This window comes from Halalkalibaculum sp. DA384 (assembly GCF_043951955.1).
Lineage (GTDB): Bacteria > Bacteroidota > Rhodothermia > Balneolales > Balneolaceae > JAMQKA01.
Genome location: NZ_JBINJE010000005.1, coordinates 1 through 15,684, shown reverse-complemented (window position 1 = coordinate 15,684; position 15,684 = coordinate 1). Strand labels below are relative to the sequence as shown.

Sequence of the window (15,684 nt, the reverse complement as noted above, 5' to 3'; positions counted from 1 at the left end):
GGCGTGCTGTTGATCGATTTCAGTAGACCGGTTAATGCGGATGAAATTGTAAACGATGTCTGTTCTTGCTTAGAGACCTTTGCAAAACCGTTCTTTTGGCCAGTCTCGGTATTTTCGCGAAGTTGAAATCCTCACTTACAGCTAATAAGCTCCGGGTTCAAATTCGCTCAAGCGTTGACCTCGACTAAAAACCCCAAGTTTTTCAAAGCCCTCGCTTAATGAATATGAAAACAAAAGCGAAGCCGGCATATAAGAAGCTGGCGGGGCACTCAAGTCCTTCAAGGTGGCAAATATGCGGTTTAAGTGGCTGTTTTGCAAACGTTAAATATTTTTAAGTAAAAATAGTGTTCTCCTCTTGAGACTGTCAAAACCCGAACGATCAAGTTTCATGTAGCGTCTCATCACAATGCCGACAGCTGATACTGTATGTTCTGCGTGCGGCCGTTTGGCCATCTTTCCTCCTGGTGATTAAATTCCAAGACAGAATAATTCTGTGTTAGCAAAATGGTGCTATATTGGTTTCCTTGTATAGGAATTGTTACACTATGCGCATGCAGAGTGGATGCCCTCAACAGTTTGACAGGGGGCAGGACCTTCAGTTTTTCTTTAGCGGGAATAAAACCCCTGAGAACGACGAGGCGAGGGTTTTGCAAGAACCTGCACTAACAAGTTTAAATAAATCAATAGTTTACCCCATGAGAATTATTAATGTGGCCAGTGCCCGGCCCAATTTTATGAAAGTGGCACCCTTGCTTGAAGAGTTCAAAAAGCATGAAGAGATTGACGCCCAGCTGCTGCACACCGGCCAGCATTACGACTACGAGATGTCCAAAATATTTTTTGACGAATTGGGAATACCGGCCCCGGACCATCACCTGGGGGTGGGCAGCGGCACGCACGCCGAGCAGACCGCCCGGGTAATGACGGCGTTCGAAAAGGTGCTCGAGGAGGAGCAGCCCGACTGGGTCGTGGTGGTCGGTGATGTAAACCCGACGATGGCCTGCACGATTGTGGCCAACAAGATGGGGATCAGGGTGGCCCATGTGGAGGCGGGGTTGCGCAGCTACGACCGTTCGATGCCGGAAGAGATCAACCGCGTACTTACCGACAGCATAGCTGATCTGTTGCTCACTCCCTCCATCGACGGCAACATGCACCTGGTCAAGGAGGGAATTCCCGAAGAAAAGATCCGCTTTGTCGGCAATATTATGATCGACACCCTGTATAACATGCGGGAGCAGTCGGGGCGATCCACTATTCTGGGAGACCTGGGGATCGAAGCAGGGGAATATGTACTGGTGACGCTTCATCGCCCCTCAAACGTGGACCAGCAGGAGACGCTGTCCAACTTCGTGGAGATCCTGGAACAGACTGCCGCCGACATCCCGATGGTGTGGCCGGTGCATCCCCGTTCGAAAAACCGGGCGGAAGAATTTGACCTGTGGGAGCGCCTGAACGATATCGGTCAGCTGCACCTGCTGGAGCCGGTAGGGTACCTTGACAATGTAGCGCTGATGAACAACGCCCGGCTGGTGTTGACCGACTCCGGGGGCATACAGGAGGAGACTACGGCACTGGGTGTTCCCTGTCTTACGGCCCGCCCGAACACCGAGCGCCCTATTACGATCACTGAAGGCACCAATACGCTTGTGGGTACCGAGAAGGATGAGATTCTCAAACATATACGGCAACACCTGCAAAACGGAACCTCCGGGAGCCGGGAACGTCCCAAACCGCTCTACTGGGATGGAAAAACCGCAGGACGAATTGTGAAGGCGATTCAGGAGTACGAAGTCTGAGACCGTCGGTGCAGTGTCGATGCCAGAAAACCCTCACTTCCTCATTCGGTAGAAGTCGTACTCCCGATTTATGTGTAATATAAGGTCGGTGGTACAACCACCTTCCGACAAAATCGCAGGTTCTGCAAAAGTCGGTACCAGTTAATTTGCAAAGGGGAAAGCACATCTTATCTATGGCCAAAGTAGGCTCACAGGGAATGAATTGCCAAAAATACCTGGTACGTCACTAATAACACGACATCTCAAAATTCCGGATAATAATGAGGAGCAGATGTTCAAAGCTTTTTTGCAAAATGTCGCAAAAGAAACAGGAGTGCAAAATGTGATTCTTAATCCCTATATTCGCCATCGATAATTATTGATAACTTAATAACAGATCAGATGCTTCAAGAGCTGCTTAACAAAATTAGCCAACGGAATTATACGGTCGGAATCGTGGGACTCGGTTATGTAGGGCTGCCCCTGATGTGGACATTCCACAAAAATGAGATGCCGGTACTCGGTTTTGACATCGACCAGGAGAAAATCGATTGCATAAAAGAGGGCACCCCCTATATCAAGCACCTGGGGCAGGAGATGATGCAGGTACTGGCCGAGAGTGAGCGTTGCGATGCCACGGCTGATTTTGAGCGGCTCACAGAAGCTGATGCGGTTCTTCTTTGCGTTCCCACCCCGCTGGATGAACACCGTGAGCCCGATATGGAATATGTGGAGCGGACGTGCATGACCGTGGGGGAACACCTGCGGGAGGGACAGCTGGTAGTCCTTGAATCTACGACCTATCCGGGAACTACCGAGGACCTGATTATTCCGCTGCTGGAGTCGAAATCAGGATTGACCGCCGGAGAAGATTTTTACGTGGCTTACAGTCCCGAGCGGGAGGATCCCGGCAATCCCGACTTTAATACCTCCAAAATACCCAAGGTGGTGGGCGGACATGGAGAGGAGGCCCTGAAGCTGGCCATGGCCCTGTACGATACGGCTATTGTAGAGACCGTTCCTGTTTCCGACACCAAAACCGCTGAAGCTGTCAAAATCACGGAAAATGTGTTTCGGGCGGTCAATATTGCCTTGGTTAATGAATTGAAGGTTGTGTACCACAAGATGGGCATTGATGTGCATGAAGTGCTGGATGCCGCGGCAACCAAGCCGTTCGGTTTTATGAAGTTTGTGCCGGGTCCGGGGCTCGGCGGCCACTGTATCCCTATCGACCCGTTTTACCTGACCTGGAAAGCACGGGAGCAGGAACAGAATACGCGGTTTATTGAACTGGCCGGAGAGATCAATACCTCGATGCCGCGCTACGTGGTGGACCAAACACTAAAGGCGCTGAATGCCCATAAAAAAGCCCTGAACGGCAGTCGGGTGCTGGTCGTGGGACTCGCGTACAAACCGGATGTGGATGACATGCGGGAGTCGCCCACCTTTAAAATCATGGATCTGCTGGCCGGGTACGGGGCCGATGTATCCTACTACGATCCTCACATCCCGGAGATCAAACCCACCCGTGAACATGAGGAATGGACCGGAACGCAAAGTATCAACTGGAACAGGGAAACCGTCGGCTCATTTGATGCCGTTGTAATCTCCACAAATCACTCTTCAATAGACTACAAGGAACTAAGCGACTGGAATGACTGCATCGTAGATTCCAGGAATGCGATGAGTGGATTGGCCAAGTCAGATATTCATGTCTGGCAGGCGTAACGGGATTTTATTGGTCCCGGAACGGGGTTTAAAACCCTGCATTTCCGGTGCAGGGATATTCAGTTTAGAGGAAGCTTGAAAACAGGTAGACTGGTCCTGGCCCAACTCCCGAGCGCATGTAAACCCCCGGTTTTATACCTCGTAAACAAGGATTTTAGCTGCGCAAAAACACCAAAAATGGTCAAAACGGCGGGGGTTTTACGTCTCTTCAAAAGCCTTTCTGATTAGTGTTAAAAATATCTGCAAGAGGTCTTTGCAAAACTGTTGTTTTGGCCAATATCGTCATTTTCGCGGATTCGAAATATTCATTTATGAGATATAAACTGCGGTTTCGAATCCGCCCAGGGATTGATCTTGACCAACACTCCTGGTTTTCAAAGCCCTCTGAAAACATTCGAATTTCCGCTTGGAGGAGTTGCCTTCTCGCTTTATGTGCTATATAAGGCCGGTGGTACAATCACTCTCCAAATAAGCATCAGGATCTGCATAGGCCACTTGCAGATAAAAAAAATGACCCATCGCCAGTTTTTCCGGAACATATGGCAATAACAAGAGTACATATATTAGCAATTAAAAAATTTTAATATTTATTTATATGATTTACCTTCTGGGGGTAAAATTGTATTCTTCGACTCAGAAATTGAGCGTGCAGGAGTGCACTAGTTGGCTATACAGGCGTAAATAAATACAGTTATGTTTGAAATATTAATTCAGAGTGCATTACCGCTGGGGACGTGTATAGGTGCGTTTGTCATAACTTACCTGGTCATTCCGGTTATTATTGATGTATCGCATACCAAGCATCTTTTTGACGATCCCGAAGAAGCACGTAAACTCCATACCGACAAAACCCCCAATCTTGGCGGAATTGCCATTTTCAGCGGGGTGTCTGTTGCCTTTCTGCTAAGTGGATACGCAACGGCTCAATGGGTTCCTTTTGTCCTGGCCGGCCTTATTCTCCTGTTTTTTTCCGGGATAAAGGATGACATCATGGTCATTGCACCTTTAAAGAAATTGGGGCTCCAGGTTCTGGCTATTACTGCCCCGATCCTGGGAGGAGGTCTCGCGATCACCAATTTGGGTGGGGTATTCGGTCAGGAGGCGATCCCGTTATGGGCCGGTGTGCTGCTGACATTTTTTACAATGGTGGTGGTGGTCAATGCTTATAATCTCATCGACGGTATTGATGGACTGGCGGGCGGCGTGGGGACGATTGTGTCGCTGTTTTTCGGGGCCTGGTTCTGGTCGGTCGGTCTCTATCCGGAAGCTGTTCTGGCATTTACGCTGATGGGTTCACTACTCGGGTTTTTGTGGTACAATATGGAGCCGGCATCAATTTTTATGGGCGATACAGGATCCCAGATCGTAGGTTACCTGCTGGCATTCCTGGCGGTGCGTTTTGTCGATTTTGGCATTACGGCGGAGGTTGCAGTACCGTTTAAAAATGAAGTTCCCGTACTAATACTGGCGGTATTGATCGTTCCGCTCTATGATACGCTCCGTGTATTCATGATTCGTCTCATCAAAGGTCGTTCTCCCTTTTCCGCCGACCGGCTGCACGTGCATCACCAGCTGATCGACGCGGGATTTTCTCACATGACCTCTTCGCTTATTATCTATGGACTGAATATTGCGATTATCGGGGTGGCGATGCTCATGGCAGGTAACGATGTGAATATAATATTTGCGGGTATACTGCTGATGGCTGTCATGCTGTTCCCAACCAAGGGATTCAAACGAAAACTGCTCAAGCTTGTCGGTATCCAGATGCCGTCGGCCCGGTATATCAATGTCATTGAACGGAAATACGGTATTACGGAGAAGACGATAGGGAAAAAAGTCAATGTGCAGGGTGATGAACTCTTTGAGGTGGATCCCAAAGAAATTGATATCGGCCGCGACAAGAATCGCAGGAAGCAGGAGCGGGAATACGATTACGACAAGGTTGCAAATGTGTAAGTACCGGCCCTCTGTCACAATATTGTGGCAGATATCTTTGAATTACTCGTCGAATGAATGGTGTTGTCGCCCGGCGAATGACTTGGGATTCATTTAAAGAGACCTTTCCAGAACCTGCTATTTTGTTGGAGGTGGTTGTACCACCGACTTTATTGACCTTTAAATAGGCTTACAACTCCCACAGAACGAGGATAATAGGTTTCCAAAGCCCTCTTGCAATAAACCCGGTCGTTTCTTATCTGATAGGTAACCATGCATAAGAAAACGGCCCGATATCGCACGGATAACTGTCATTATTCCCACCTACAATATGGCCGCGCTGCTGGCTGAAGCGGTAGAAAGTGTCCTTGCCAACAGTTTCAGCGACGTTGAGCTGATGATCGCAGATGACGGCTCTACCGATAACATCTTTTCCACGATTAGACAGATCAGGGCGCGCCTGGACAATGACCGCAGGTCAAAGTTTCACTATCTCAAAATCAGGCATCAGGGCAAAAGTGTGGCAATTAACCGGGCCCTTTCCAGGGCGCGCGGAGATTTTATCACCATACTGGACGCCGACGACAAGCTGCCGGTTCACAGCTTGCGGACGCGTTACGAGCGGGCCACAGAAACCGGGGCCGAACTGGTTCTTGGAGGTTTCTCAACCTTTGACGGCCACAGGATACTCGGTTATCGATCTCTTACACCCAATAAGAACAGGGAAAGGCTGATTAAGGAACTGCTTTTTAACATCAAATCGCCGTTTCATCAAAACAGCATGCTGGTGTCAAAGGCATTGATGGAGAGGGTGGGATTCTATGATGAAAACCTTTTACGCGCGCAGGATAAAGACTACGCCATCCGTCTGCTGCGGGAGGCGAATACGGTTGAAATTATTGACAAGCCGGTTTATTTGTACCGCCGGTACGAGCGGGGATACACAAACAGGTTGAGAAATCGGCTGCGAACTATCTACTATAAATGGAAAGTGATCGATAAGCACACGAGTGGATGTAGGAGGATTATGGGGCTGGCATGGGGGAGTTTGGTGGAGGTCGGGAAAATGGGATACGAGTTTTTCTCCATCTACAAGAATTAAGAATTTCGAATGCGCGAAGATGAAGAAGTTGGGTGAACAACGGTTTTGCAAAGCGCTATTGACAGTAATTCAGGTTAGAAATCAATTCCCAGAACAGCTATAATTATTCTCTTAACTGAACTGTAAAACTGGAATGACAGGAAATGAATACACTGGCCGAACAAATTTTTCGCCGATCGCTTGACGCGCAAAAACCATCAACTGTTTTGAGACAGATTGTCGGGGAAAACAAGATCCGATCCGGAGAAGTTGAAATAGAGCTGGACGGATTCGACGGAATTTACGTGGTGGGCAGCGGAAAGGCGGCATGGGAGATGGTTCGCACCCTCTGCGAGGAAATTGGCGACCGGGTGGCCGGGGCGCTGGCCGTAAGCCCCTACGATCCGGCTGAAGAAAAGGAGAGCATTCAATTTCACCAGGCTGCTCACCCGGTGCCGGACTCCACCAGTATCAGTGCCGCAGAGAAGATTACTTCATTCATGGAGCGTGTACCGGAAAACAGCTTGTTGCTGTACGCTATTTCCGGGGGAACCTCGTCGCTGGTTTGTCAGCCCGCGGGCGATATTACGGTCGACGAACTGAACCAGATATATGAACAGCTGAACAACTGTGGAGCCAACATCCACGAAATAAATACGGTCCGAAAGCATATCTCCCGGGTAAAAGGGGGACAACTTCTGCGCCATGTAGATCCCGCTGTTACACTGCTGGATCTCGTAATTTCTGATGTCCCCAATGATGATATGCAGGTGATCGGGAGCGGCCCTACAACACCGGATACCTCTACTTTCCAGGATGCGTACCATATTCTGCTGGAGTACAAGCTCTGGGAGAAGCTGCCCGGGGCGGCCCGAAAACATATTGAGGAGGGGATAGAGGGCATTGTTCCTGAAACAGTAAAGCCGGGAGAAGATCCGGTGGACAACCATATCTCCATTATCGTGGGTTCGGCACAGAAACTGGCACAAAAGGCGTGTGAACTGATGGAGGAGGCGGGATATGACTGCTGGGTGGCACCACAGGCCTATAACAAAGATGTGGCTAAAGTGGCCCGCGATATCGCTGACAAGGTTATTTCGGTAAAGGAGCAGCAGGTGCCAGCCCCGCTGCCGGTCGCCTTTATCTTTTATGGGGAGAGCACCGTCGAGGTAACAGGTGATGGGAAAGGAGGACGCAACCAGGAACTGGCCCTGAGAGGCGCCCTGGAGATTGCGGGTTATGAAAATATTACATGGCTGAGTGCCGGAACCGACGGTATTGACGGTCCCACGGATGCGGCTGGTGCTGTCGTGACGGGATCAACGGTTGCAGAGGCTCAGGAGAAAGGGATAGACCCATATGAGCACCTGAAAAATAATGACGCCTACCATTTTCATGAAGCGATGGGAACACTCCTCAAAACTGGTCCCACCGGCAACAACCTGATGGATATACAGATTGTGCTGGTGGATTAAGCATGTGTTGTAAAGCGAAGCAGAGGCGGGGTTAGTTAAAAGTTACAGGTTGAAAGGTTGCAGGTTAAAAGTTGCAGGTTACAGGCTGACAGACCTAAAACCTACAACCTTCAACTTTTAACCTGCAACCTTTAACCAATGCAATGACCGGTAATCTTTGGGTTCGTTTTTGTTTATGTAAAAAAGAACATCGCTTTTCCGGGAAAAAGAGCAATCATGCCATTATTAAAGGATCCCCAGAATGCTCGTGAGAAACCTGGGCTGAGGGATATCCGGAAAAGGAAGAACAGCGGGAGATAATATCAACTCGAAACACCCTCATCCTCGAGCTGTTTCAGGAGCTCGAAATACTGCTCTATCAGACGTTGGTAATCTTCTGAAAATCGGGTCTGGCTGGGATCGTTCAGCAGGTTGCGCATTTTCTTTTGAAGCTCCTCCAGGGTCATGTCCGGTGGCACCGATCGCGGCGGGTCTTCAGCCTCTGTCCCTTCGCGTTCATCCTTTTTGCCTCGCTCCTGCATCGCCTTTTCGGCGTTGAGCATGCGGGACAGGATATTCTCCTGCCGTTTGACCAGTTCACTGTCTGCCTGTCCACCGCGGAGGTCATTGATCGTGTTTTCCATTTCATCGGCCATCCGCTGCAGTTCGCTGAGCATTTTGTCACCGGCCTCCAGTTCCCCACTTTGCTGCAGTTCCTGCAGTTGCTTGCGGATGCGATTCTGCTGCTTCGCAAGCTGGTTAAGCCGGTCGATCTGGTCGCGCGTGAGGCGGTCGCCCTGGATGTCGTTAATCAGGTTCTGGATCTGCTGGTTCAGCTGTTGCTGGCTGCCGGACATATTCTGCAGCTGCTGCATGAACTGTTGCATACTCATTCCCCCGCCCATACCGTTCTGCTGCTGGTTTTGCAGCTGGTCCATCAGGGAGGCGACCATTGAGGAGAGCTCATTAATACCGCCAAATGCCTGTCGCTCGGCGTAGGTAGACTGCGACTTGTTTCGTTCCGAAAGCTGTTCCACCGATCGCTGCAAGCTCTGTTGCACCTCTTTCTTTTTGGTGATGATCTGGTTCGAGAATCCCGGAATCTGTGCAGAAACGGCAAACAATGAATCAGATACTTGAGTAAATTGCTGGCTTATATTCTGCTGGGTGCGGGCCTTTTCGACAAACGCCTGGCTGCGGTTGGCAAGGCGTTCGGTGTTCTGGGTAAGGGTTTCCTGTTCCTCGGAAAGGTTCACGAGATTGTACAATATATTTTGGAGCGCTTCCATATTGACCTGCATCCGCTGCTGGTTGAGTTGCTGCTTGGCCTCTCTCATTTTTTGAGAGAGCTGCTGAAACTGCTGTTGGATCTGCTGCTGTTGCCGGCGCTGTTCCTGCTGCTGTTTTTGTTGATTTTGCTGGTCATTTTGCCGGCTTTGCTCCCTGAGCTGGTCAATATTTTCCTGCAGCTGCTTTTTAAGGTCGTCAAGCTCCTGCCGGCTCTGCTGCTGCAACTCGTTGATCCGTTGTTGCGATTTTTCGGGCGCATTTTGATCCAGATTCTCTATCTGTTCCGAAATGTTCTCCGTGTCATCCTGAATCGCTTCCTGCTGGTCCGCTTTTTCGGAAGGGGAGGATTCGCTGTTGGCAACTTCCTCCTCCTTTTGTGCCAGGTTTTCGAGTGCTTTTGCCATCTTTTCAAGGTCGCTGTTCATCTTCAGGGTCTTGAAAAGCTCAATCGTCCGGTTGATACGCTCCTTGTATACCTCCTCGTTGAATTCGTAATTTTCCAGCGCCTTCCGCAACTCCTGCTGGTCCATCTGGCCCAGCGACTGCTGCAGCTCCTCCAGCGCCTTCCGGAGTTCGGGATCGTCAATCTCCTCCATCAGGTTCTGCAGCTCCTGGTATGCCCGGCGGGTCTCCTCAGATACAAGATCATTTTTGTTGATCTCGTTGCGAATCTCCTCGAACTTCCTGTTCAGCTCTTCAACCTTTTTGTCGATCTCTTCCTGCTTGTCCTGAACCTCCTGGAGCATCTGTTTTTGCTCATAGTTGGTTTCGGGATTTTGTTTCAGGTTCTGTTTGAAGCGCTGGTATTCTTCCTGCATTTCCTCGAACGACCGGGATACATCCTCCAGGTTCTGCTGTACATCGGACTCCTGCCGGTCGATATCCTCGATATTTTCAACGAGGGAGGGAAGAGTGATGGTAAGCTTGCGGGATCGCGAGCTTTTAGACCCGTTATAGTTGTCGTTGTCGGTCACCTCTATCCAGAACGTAATGACATCGCGCGGTTTGGGGTTCAGCTCCGGGACATCCCACTCATAGGCAAGATCGCTGTTCATAGGTGCGGTATCCAGCCCCGTGGAACCGGTTTCCGGCTGCTGGGTAAACGCACGCTGAATCTCGTAGTGCAGGGTGGTGGAAGATATCCCGAAATCATCGCTGATGCGGTATATGATACCCAGCGGGGCGGGAGCACTCATCTGCACATTTTCAGCCGGTTCAGCCAGCTCAACGAATGGAGGCTCATCCCGGGCCGCCTCAACAGCAAATGCAAAGTCGTTGTTGTTGCTCAGCCCGGAAGAGTCGCTCATGGTAAACTGAAGCGTATCAGTGGAGCTGACCGACCGCCGGAACAGGTATGATTCAGCAACGGACTGGTCGGGCTGCAGCGTATCCTCACTAACCGAGGCGATCATTTGGAGCTTCCGGAGCGGCTTGTTGGCTATGCCCCGTATCCTAATTTCGGAACCCTGGTAGGCTTTAACCTGCGAGAAGGGATAGGTATAGGTCGTTGAATCCAGTTTCGTGTAACCGGGTGGAAAAATCTCGACGGAGAGCGACTCAAATCGGGGGCGGAGCTGTACATCCACCTCATACTGGCCGCTGCTGAACTCGGCCATTTTTACAAAATAGGAGGCGTCGGCATTCAACCGGATCGATTCAGCGGTGTAAGTGCCTTCCGCTGTTTCCTGCAGGGGACGGTACCGAAACTTGTTCTCGACATCGGTTTTGATACCGAGCAGCAGCTCCTCGGGGACGGGGCCCTCAAAGGTGACGGCGGGCTGAAAGGTGCCTCCCTGCTCTATGGTTGTATCTCCGGGCGTTACGGTAAAAGTATAGGGATTGGGTTTCTGAAAATCATTCCAGAACCGTGCCGTGCGGAGAAAGGCCTCGGTATTGACAAATGCAGAAAGAATCAGCAGCAGCAGCGAAAATGTCACTGCCCCGACCGCCCGGTGAAAAAAGCGGGTTGTCGGCAGCTGTTTCAACTTCCGGTCAACCCTGTCGTGAATTTCATTCCAGGAGATCGATTCCAGGTTCTTTTTGAGAGCGGAACGGTACAGCTTCAGGTGGCGGTCGCGGCTCTTCAGTGAAAGGTCGAGCGCATGTTTGAGCGCAGGGGTATCAATGTCGTCGGACAACCTGGCATAAAACTCATATAGGGAAGGGGATGAGGCTTTTTTTAGTTGCCACCAGAGGATCGCGCCGCCGGTTGCAAGCAATCCACCGCCGACGGCCATCTTGATGGTGGACGAAAAATAGAGCTGCTGCTCCACCCAGGTAAAGAGTGCGATGCCCGCGAAAAAGATGGACAACGGCAGCAGAAGCCGTCCTGCGATTCCCTGCCGGCGCAAGCGGTGATATCGTCGCTCAATGCGCCGAACAAGCCGGTCTGCTTTCTGGTCAATTGGTTCCTTCATATCAGCCTGTATTATGCCCCTTCATTTTGTCACAGTCCAAAAGGTTATCATCTGTTTGCATAAAAAACAACTATTTATCTGCGTATAGGGAGAGAGCTTTGCAAAACCACGATTTTGACGATGCTCAGTGCCCGTTTTTGGTTGAAGTCGCCGACCGACACCCCGTAGCTGGGATGTTGAATAAACGTACATACCCCGTATCGGGCAAACAATCGTCCGGTAAAACTCCTCCATGAATGTAACAACGAGAGATCCCTGCTATTCATTTCTTTCTATTTGCGACGGCATTGGAAAAAAGGAAAAGTCTGGGGATGGACAACTTCCGGAAACTGGGGCATCTTCTGGTACCGATATTTTGTTTGGTGCACGTGGCTCCGGTGTCGTGTCATGCCCTGGAGTTCGGCCGCTACCGGCAGAACGCGGATACCACCGAGCAGGCTGATCTACACGGCTAGATTATTTTATGGTGCTGTTGAATCAACTATCCTGTGGTTAATCTGCAGTATCAGTGTCATCTGTGTTACAGTATCCCGTAACCCCGAATGGTTATGGTTGACATGACTCTGGTCTTTTTCATACTGTTGAGCACTTCAAAGCCACAACGTTATTCAGTCTGCCAGGTCATCCAGAGTGAGCCCGGTGCGGGCAGTAAACTTTTCATTCTTTTTATCAACCTGAATCACTTCATTGCGGCTGTCATGCTCCATAAAGAAGAACCACCCTTCTGCTGCGGCCCTGTTCAGGATATCCTCCTTCTCTTCGAGGGTGCGAAGCGGGCGCATGTCGTATCCCATAATCCACGGGAGCGGAACGTGCGAGGCCGTCGGCAGGAGGTCCGCTGCAAAGACAACGGTCTGCTGGTTCGCCTTAATGACCGGCAGCTGTTGGCCCAGCGTGTGGCCGTTTACGACCAGCGAGGAAAGTCCTTCCTCGTAGATGTGCCCGTCCTCAACCAGTGTCAGTCGCCCCGACTCCTGAATCGGCTTGATATTGTCGTCAAAAAAAGAGGCCTTTTCCCGGGCATTGGGATGCCTGGCGGTCTCCCAGTGTGACGTTGTAACGTGATACCGCGCACGGGGGAAGGTGTGCTGCAGGACTCCCTGCTCATCATAGAAGGTTGTTCCCCCGCAATGGTCGAAGTGGAGGTGCGTGAAGATAATATCGGTAATGTCACGGGGGGCAAACCCGTGGTGGGAGAGGGAGCCCAACAGATTGCTGTGCTGGTGGTCTACCTGGTAGATCGCTTCATATTTTTCATCAAACTTGGTGCCGATGCCGTTGTCGATCAAATAGAGCTTTCCGGTCTGTTCGGAGTGAACCAGGAGACTTCGCATCGCCATGGGGATGCGGTTTTTGTCATCTGCCTCGACCTGTCGGGCCCAAAGAGTTTTGGGAACCACGCCGAACATGGCCCCCCCGTCAAGCCGAAAGCGGCCGGTTTCTATGGTGTACAGGGTGAACGGTCCTGTCGTAACCTGTGATAAATCGATCTCCATGATAGTGGCGTAAGAATTTGGAATTAGGAATTGGTGAACGGGTGAGAGCTTGCACGAAACAGGCGTGTGCTAACGATCGAAAACAGCATTTCATCAATCGCCCGCTACAGGTCCTTGAGAATTTTCTTCAGAAACAGGCGTATCTCCTTGAGGTCCCGCTTCACTTCAACGGGCAGTTCCACCTCCTCCTGGTTCCCGTTTTTTTCCTGCTCCAGCACTTGCTGCGCCCCTTCCGTGCTGTATTTTTTTTCCTGGACCAGCTCCTTGATCTTGATTACCAGGTCGATATCATCCTCTTTGTAGATCCTGTTGCCCGCTTTGTTCTTCTGGGGACTCAGGTCGTTGAATACCGTCTCCCAATAGCGCAGTACATGCTGATCCACCGATGTTATTTCACTGACTTCCCCGATGGAGTAATATAGTTTTTTCATAGGACCCAAAAATGTATCTTTACCGCTTGTAAATTAATAACTAGGTTATATCTAACTTTTTACAGGCTAATATTCAAGCATTTTGGCTGAACAAGATTCCAACAACACAAAGCTCGAAATTAGCGTAGTTGTTCCGGTCTACAACGAGGACGAATCGCTGGCCGAGCTGCACGAGCGGATTACAACAGAACTTAGCGGTACCTACCGACACGAAATTATTTTTGTGGATGATGGCTCCTCCGACGGTTCCTGGCAGGAGATTCAACGGTTGAGTGCTCAACACGAACAAACCCACGGCATCCGGTTTCAGCGGAACTACGGCAAAAGTTCAGCCCTGCAAAGTGGATTTGAGCGTGCGGAGGGGCGCTATATCGTAACGATGGACGCTGACCTGCAGGACGATCCCGCAGAGATCCCCGCCATGATCGAGATGCTTGCCGGGGGATATGACCTGGTCAGTGGATGGAAGAAGGAGCGCCACGATCCCCTTTCCAAGACCATCCCGTCCAAATTTTTTAATAAAGTCACCTCGTGGGTAACGGGCATCGATCTGCACGATTTTAACTGTGGACTGAAAGCCTACAAGCGCGAAGTGATCGAAAATATCTACCTCTATGGCGAACTACACCGGTACATCCCGCTACTTGCCAGGTGGGAAGGGTATAACCGCATTGGGGAGAAGGTCGTGCAGCATCATCCGCGCAAGTACGGCGAGACCAAATTCGGGATCTCCCGCTTCATGCACGGGTTCCTGGACCTGTTGACGCTGGTGTTCATCAACAGCTACCTGCAGCGGCCGATGCATTTTTTTGGTACGCTCGGCTTTTTCTTCCTGGTGGTAGGCGGGCTTATCAATGCGTACCTGGCAGTGATGAAGCTGTTCTTCGGGACGCACCTGTCGGGTCGACCGATGTTGCTTTTGGGAGTGATGCTGATGGTGTTGGGAGCGCAGTTCTTTTCCATTGGCTTCCTGGGCGAACTGATAAACCGAAACAAGGGTGAGCCCAAAAAACCCAATATCAAAGACAAGATTTAACAGCACCTCATTTTATATCTATGAGCAAGATCGCCTATGACCCGGTTAAAGATCGCTTTGCGGCTGTTATCCGCCGTTTCCCGATTCTTCGGACCCTTTTCTACAAGTTGCTGGACCTTTTCTTTCTGCGAAGCTGGTATATTCGTCGCGTCATCAGAAGGCGTGCCCGGCCGCTGGACGAGCAGTCGGAATGGCACATGCTGGATGCCGGCACCGGGTTTGGCCAGTACGATCGGTTCCTGTTAAAGGAGTTCAGTAATATCCGGGTAGAGGGCATTGATGTTAAGGAAGACTACCTGGCGGATTGCCGTAACTACTTCGGGGAGGATATCGCCCGGCAAAAAATTCAATTTAAAAAGCAGGATCTGCTGGAGATCAGCTACCGGGATGAATTTGATTTTACGATCTGTATTGATGTACTCGAGCATATCGAGGAGGATGAAAAAGCAATTCGAAACCTGGCAAAAGCCCTTCAGTCCGGCGGCTATTTTCTGATGCATTCCCCTTCCCACTACTCGGAGAGTGACGCCGGTGAAGAAGATACCTTTGTGGGAGAACACGCCCGTGCAGGCTATTCAAAAGAGGATATCGTCGCCAAAATTAAACGAGCAGGACTGGAGCCGGTGGATGTCAGCTACACCTATGGGCCTCCCGGCCACTTTGCATGGATGCTGATTATCAAATATCCGATGATTCTGCTTAACAAGATAAGCCTGCTGGCCTTGCCGCTGCTTGCGCTCTATTACCTGCCGGTTCTGCCGATCGCGCTCATCCTTATGCGGCTGGATCTGGCTCGGGAAAACGAGTGGGGCACCGGTATCTATGCGCTGGCACGCAAACCCTGACATCTCGATTCCGGTTCTAATGTAATGTGAGGTCAGGATAACCATATGAAAGAGCATCGAAAAATCACCGGGTTGGGAATTATGAATGTAGAATCTAAATAACGTGAGTTCGACATAAGGGTTGCTAAAATAGCAACAATTGTCCGGTATCGACATAAGTTTGCTTCAAGCTGGGCTTTTTCTCGGTGAA

At 50.4% G+C, this 15,684-nt stretch carries 10 protein-coding genes; 7 read left to right on the top strand and 3 right to left on the bottom strand.

All coding sequences use genetic code 11. The features are described 5' to 3' along the window. Positions 1 to 695: 695 nt before the first annotated feature. The 5 genes from wecB to ACG2E4_RS04465 all read left to right on the top strand — a co-directional run bounded on the left by wecB (position 696) and on the right by ACG2E4_RS04465 (position 8,000). Positions 696 to 1,799 (top strand): non-hydrolyzing UDP-N-acetylglucosamine 2-epimerase, encoded by a 1,104-nt coding sequence (gene wecB, locus ACG2E4_RS04485; RefSeq protein ID WP_395275816.1) that lies wholly within the window; start codon positions 696 to 698, stop codon positions 1,797 to 1,799. A 381-nt stretch (positions 1,800 to 2,180) separates the two neighbouring features. Then, positions 2,181 to 3,506 carry a nucleotide sugar dehydrogenase gene (locus tag ACG2E4_RS04480; protein ID WP_395258279.1) on the top strand — a complete coding sequence of 442 codons (1,326 nt, stop codon included), beginning with the start codon at positions 2,181 to 2,183 and terminating at the stop codon, positions 3,504 to 3,506. A gap of 693 nt (positions 3,507 to 4,199) precedes the next feature. Next, positions 4,200 to 5,465, top strand: coding sequence for a glycosyltransferase family 4 protein (locus ACG2E4_RS04475; protein ID WP_395275815.1), 1,266 nt, complete (start codon positions 4,200 to 4,202; stop codon positions 5,463 to 5,465). 256 nt (positions 5,466 to 5,721) lie between these two features. Beyond that, positions 5,722 to 6,546, top strand: coding sequence for a glycosyltransferase family 2 protein (locus ACG2E4_RS04470; protein ID WP_395275909.1), 825 nt, complete (start codon positions 5,722 to 5,724; stop codon positions 6,544 to 6,546). Positions 6,547 to 6,689: 143 nt separating this feature from the next. After that, complete coding sequence (locus tag ACG2E4_RS04465) at positions 6,690 to 8,000, top strand: glycerate kinase (RefSeq protein WP_395258275.1); 1,311 nt, start codon at positions 6,690 to 6,692, stop codon at positions 7,998 to 8,000. Between the two features lie 302 nt (positions 8,001 to 8,302). Here ACG2E4_RS04465 and ACG2E4_RS04460 read toward each other — a convergent pair whose 3' ends face one another. From ACG2E4_RS04460 to ACG2E4_RS04450, 3 genes are all read right to left on the bottom strand, one after another. Next, positions 8,303 to 11,686, bottom strand: a complete 3,384-nt coding sequence (locus tag ACG2E4_RS04460) for a DUF4175 family protein (RefSeq protein ID WP_395275814.1) — start codon at positions 11,684 to 11,686, stop codon at positions 8,303 to 8,305. A gap of 608 nt (positions 11,687 to 12,294) precedes the next feature. After that, complete coding sequence (locus tag ACG2E4_RS04455; RefSeq protein ID WP_395275813.1) at positions 12,295 to 13,182, bottom strand: MBL fold metallo-hydrolase; 888 nt, start codon at positions 13,180 to 13,182, stop codon at positions 12,295 to 12,297. Between the two features lie 104 nt (positions 13,183 to 13,286). Beyond that, the gene (locus tag ACG2E4_RS04450; protein WP_395258270.1) at positions 13,287 to 13,613 is read right to left on the bottom strand and encodes a MerR family transcriptional regulator; all 327 of its coding nucleotides are present in this window, start codon (positions 13,611 to 13,613) and stop codon (positions 13,287 to 13,289) included. 82 nt (positions 13,614 to 13,695) lie between these two features. On the opposite strand from ACG2E4_RS04450, the gene ACG2E4_RS04445 reads away from it, so the two are divergent. Then, a complete protein-coding gene (locus ACG2E4_RS04445; protein WP_395275812.1) occupies positions 13,696 to 14,649 on the top strand; it encodes a glycosyltransferase family 2 protein in 954 nt (317 codons plus the stop codon). A 20-nt stretch (positions 14,650 to 14,669) separates the two neighbouring features. Then, positions 14,670 to 15,494 carry a class I SAM-dependent methyltransferase gene (locus ACG2E4_RS04440; RefSeq protein WP_395275811.1) on the top strand — a complete coding sequence of 275 codons (825 nt, stop codon included), beginning with the start codon at positions 14,670 to 14,672 and terminating at the stop codon, positions 15,492 to 15,494. The last annotated feature ends 190 nt before the right edge of the window (positions 15,495 to 15,684 follow it).

Excerpts from the sequence above, each read along its gene's own strand:
- wecB (WP_395275816.1), top strand. The coding sequence starts at position 696 with ATGAGAATTATTAATGTGGCCAGTGCCCGGCCCAATTTTATGAAAGTG.
- ACG2E4_RS04480 (WP_395258279.1), top strand. The coding sequence starts at position 2,181 with ATGCTTCAAGAGCTGCTTAACAAAATTAGCCAACGGAATTATACGGTC.
- ACG2E4_RS04475 (WP_395275815.1), top strand. The coding sequence starts at position 4,200 with ATGTTTGAAATATTAATTCAGAGTGCATTACCGCTGGGGACGTGTATA.
- ACG2E4_RS04465 (WP_395258275.1), top strand. The coding sequence starts at position 6,690 with ATGAATACACTGGCCGAACAAATTTTTCGCCGATCGCTTGACGCGCAA.
- ACG2E4_RS04460 (WP_395275814.1), bottom strand. The coding sequence starts at position 11,686 with ATGAAGGAACCAATTGACCAGAAAGCAGACCGGCTTGTTCGGCGCATT.
- ACG2E4_RS04455 (WP_395275813.1), bottom strand. The coding sequence starts at position 13,182 with ATGGAGATCGATTTATCACAGGTTACGACAGGACCGTTCACCCTGTAC.
- ACG2E4_RS04450 (WP_395258270.1), bottom strand. The coding sequence starts at position 13,613 with ATGAAAAAACTATATTACTCCATCGGGGAAGTCAGTGAAATAACATCG.
- ACG2E4_RS04440 (WP_395275811.1), top strand. The coding sequence starts at position 14,670 with ATGAGCAAGATCGCCTATGACCCGGTTAAAGATCGCTTTGCGGCTGTT.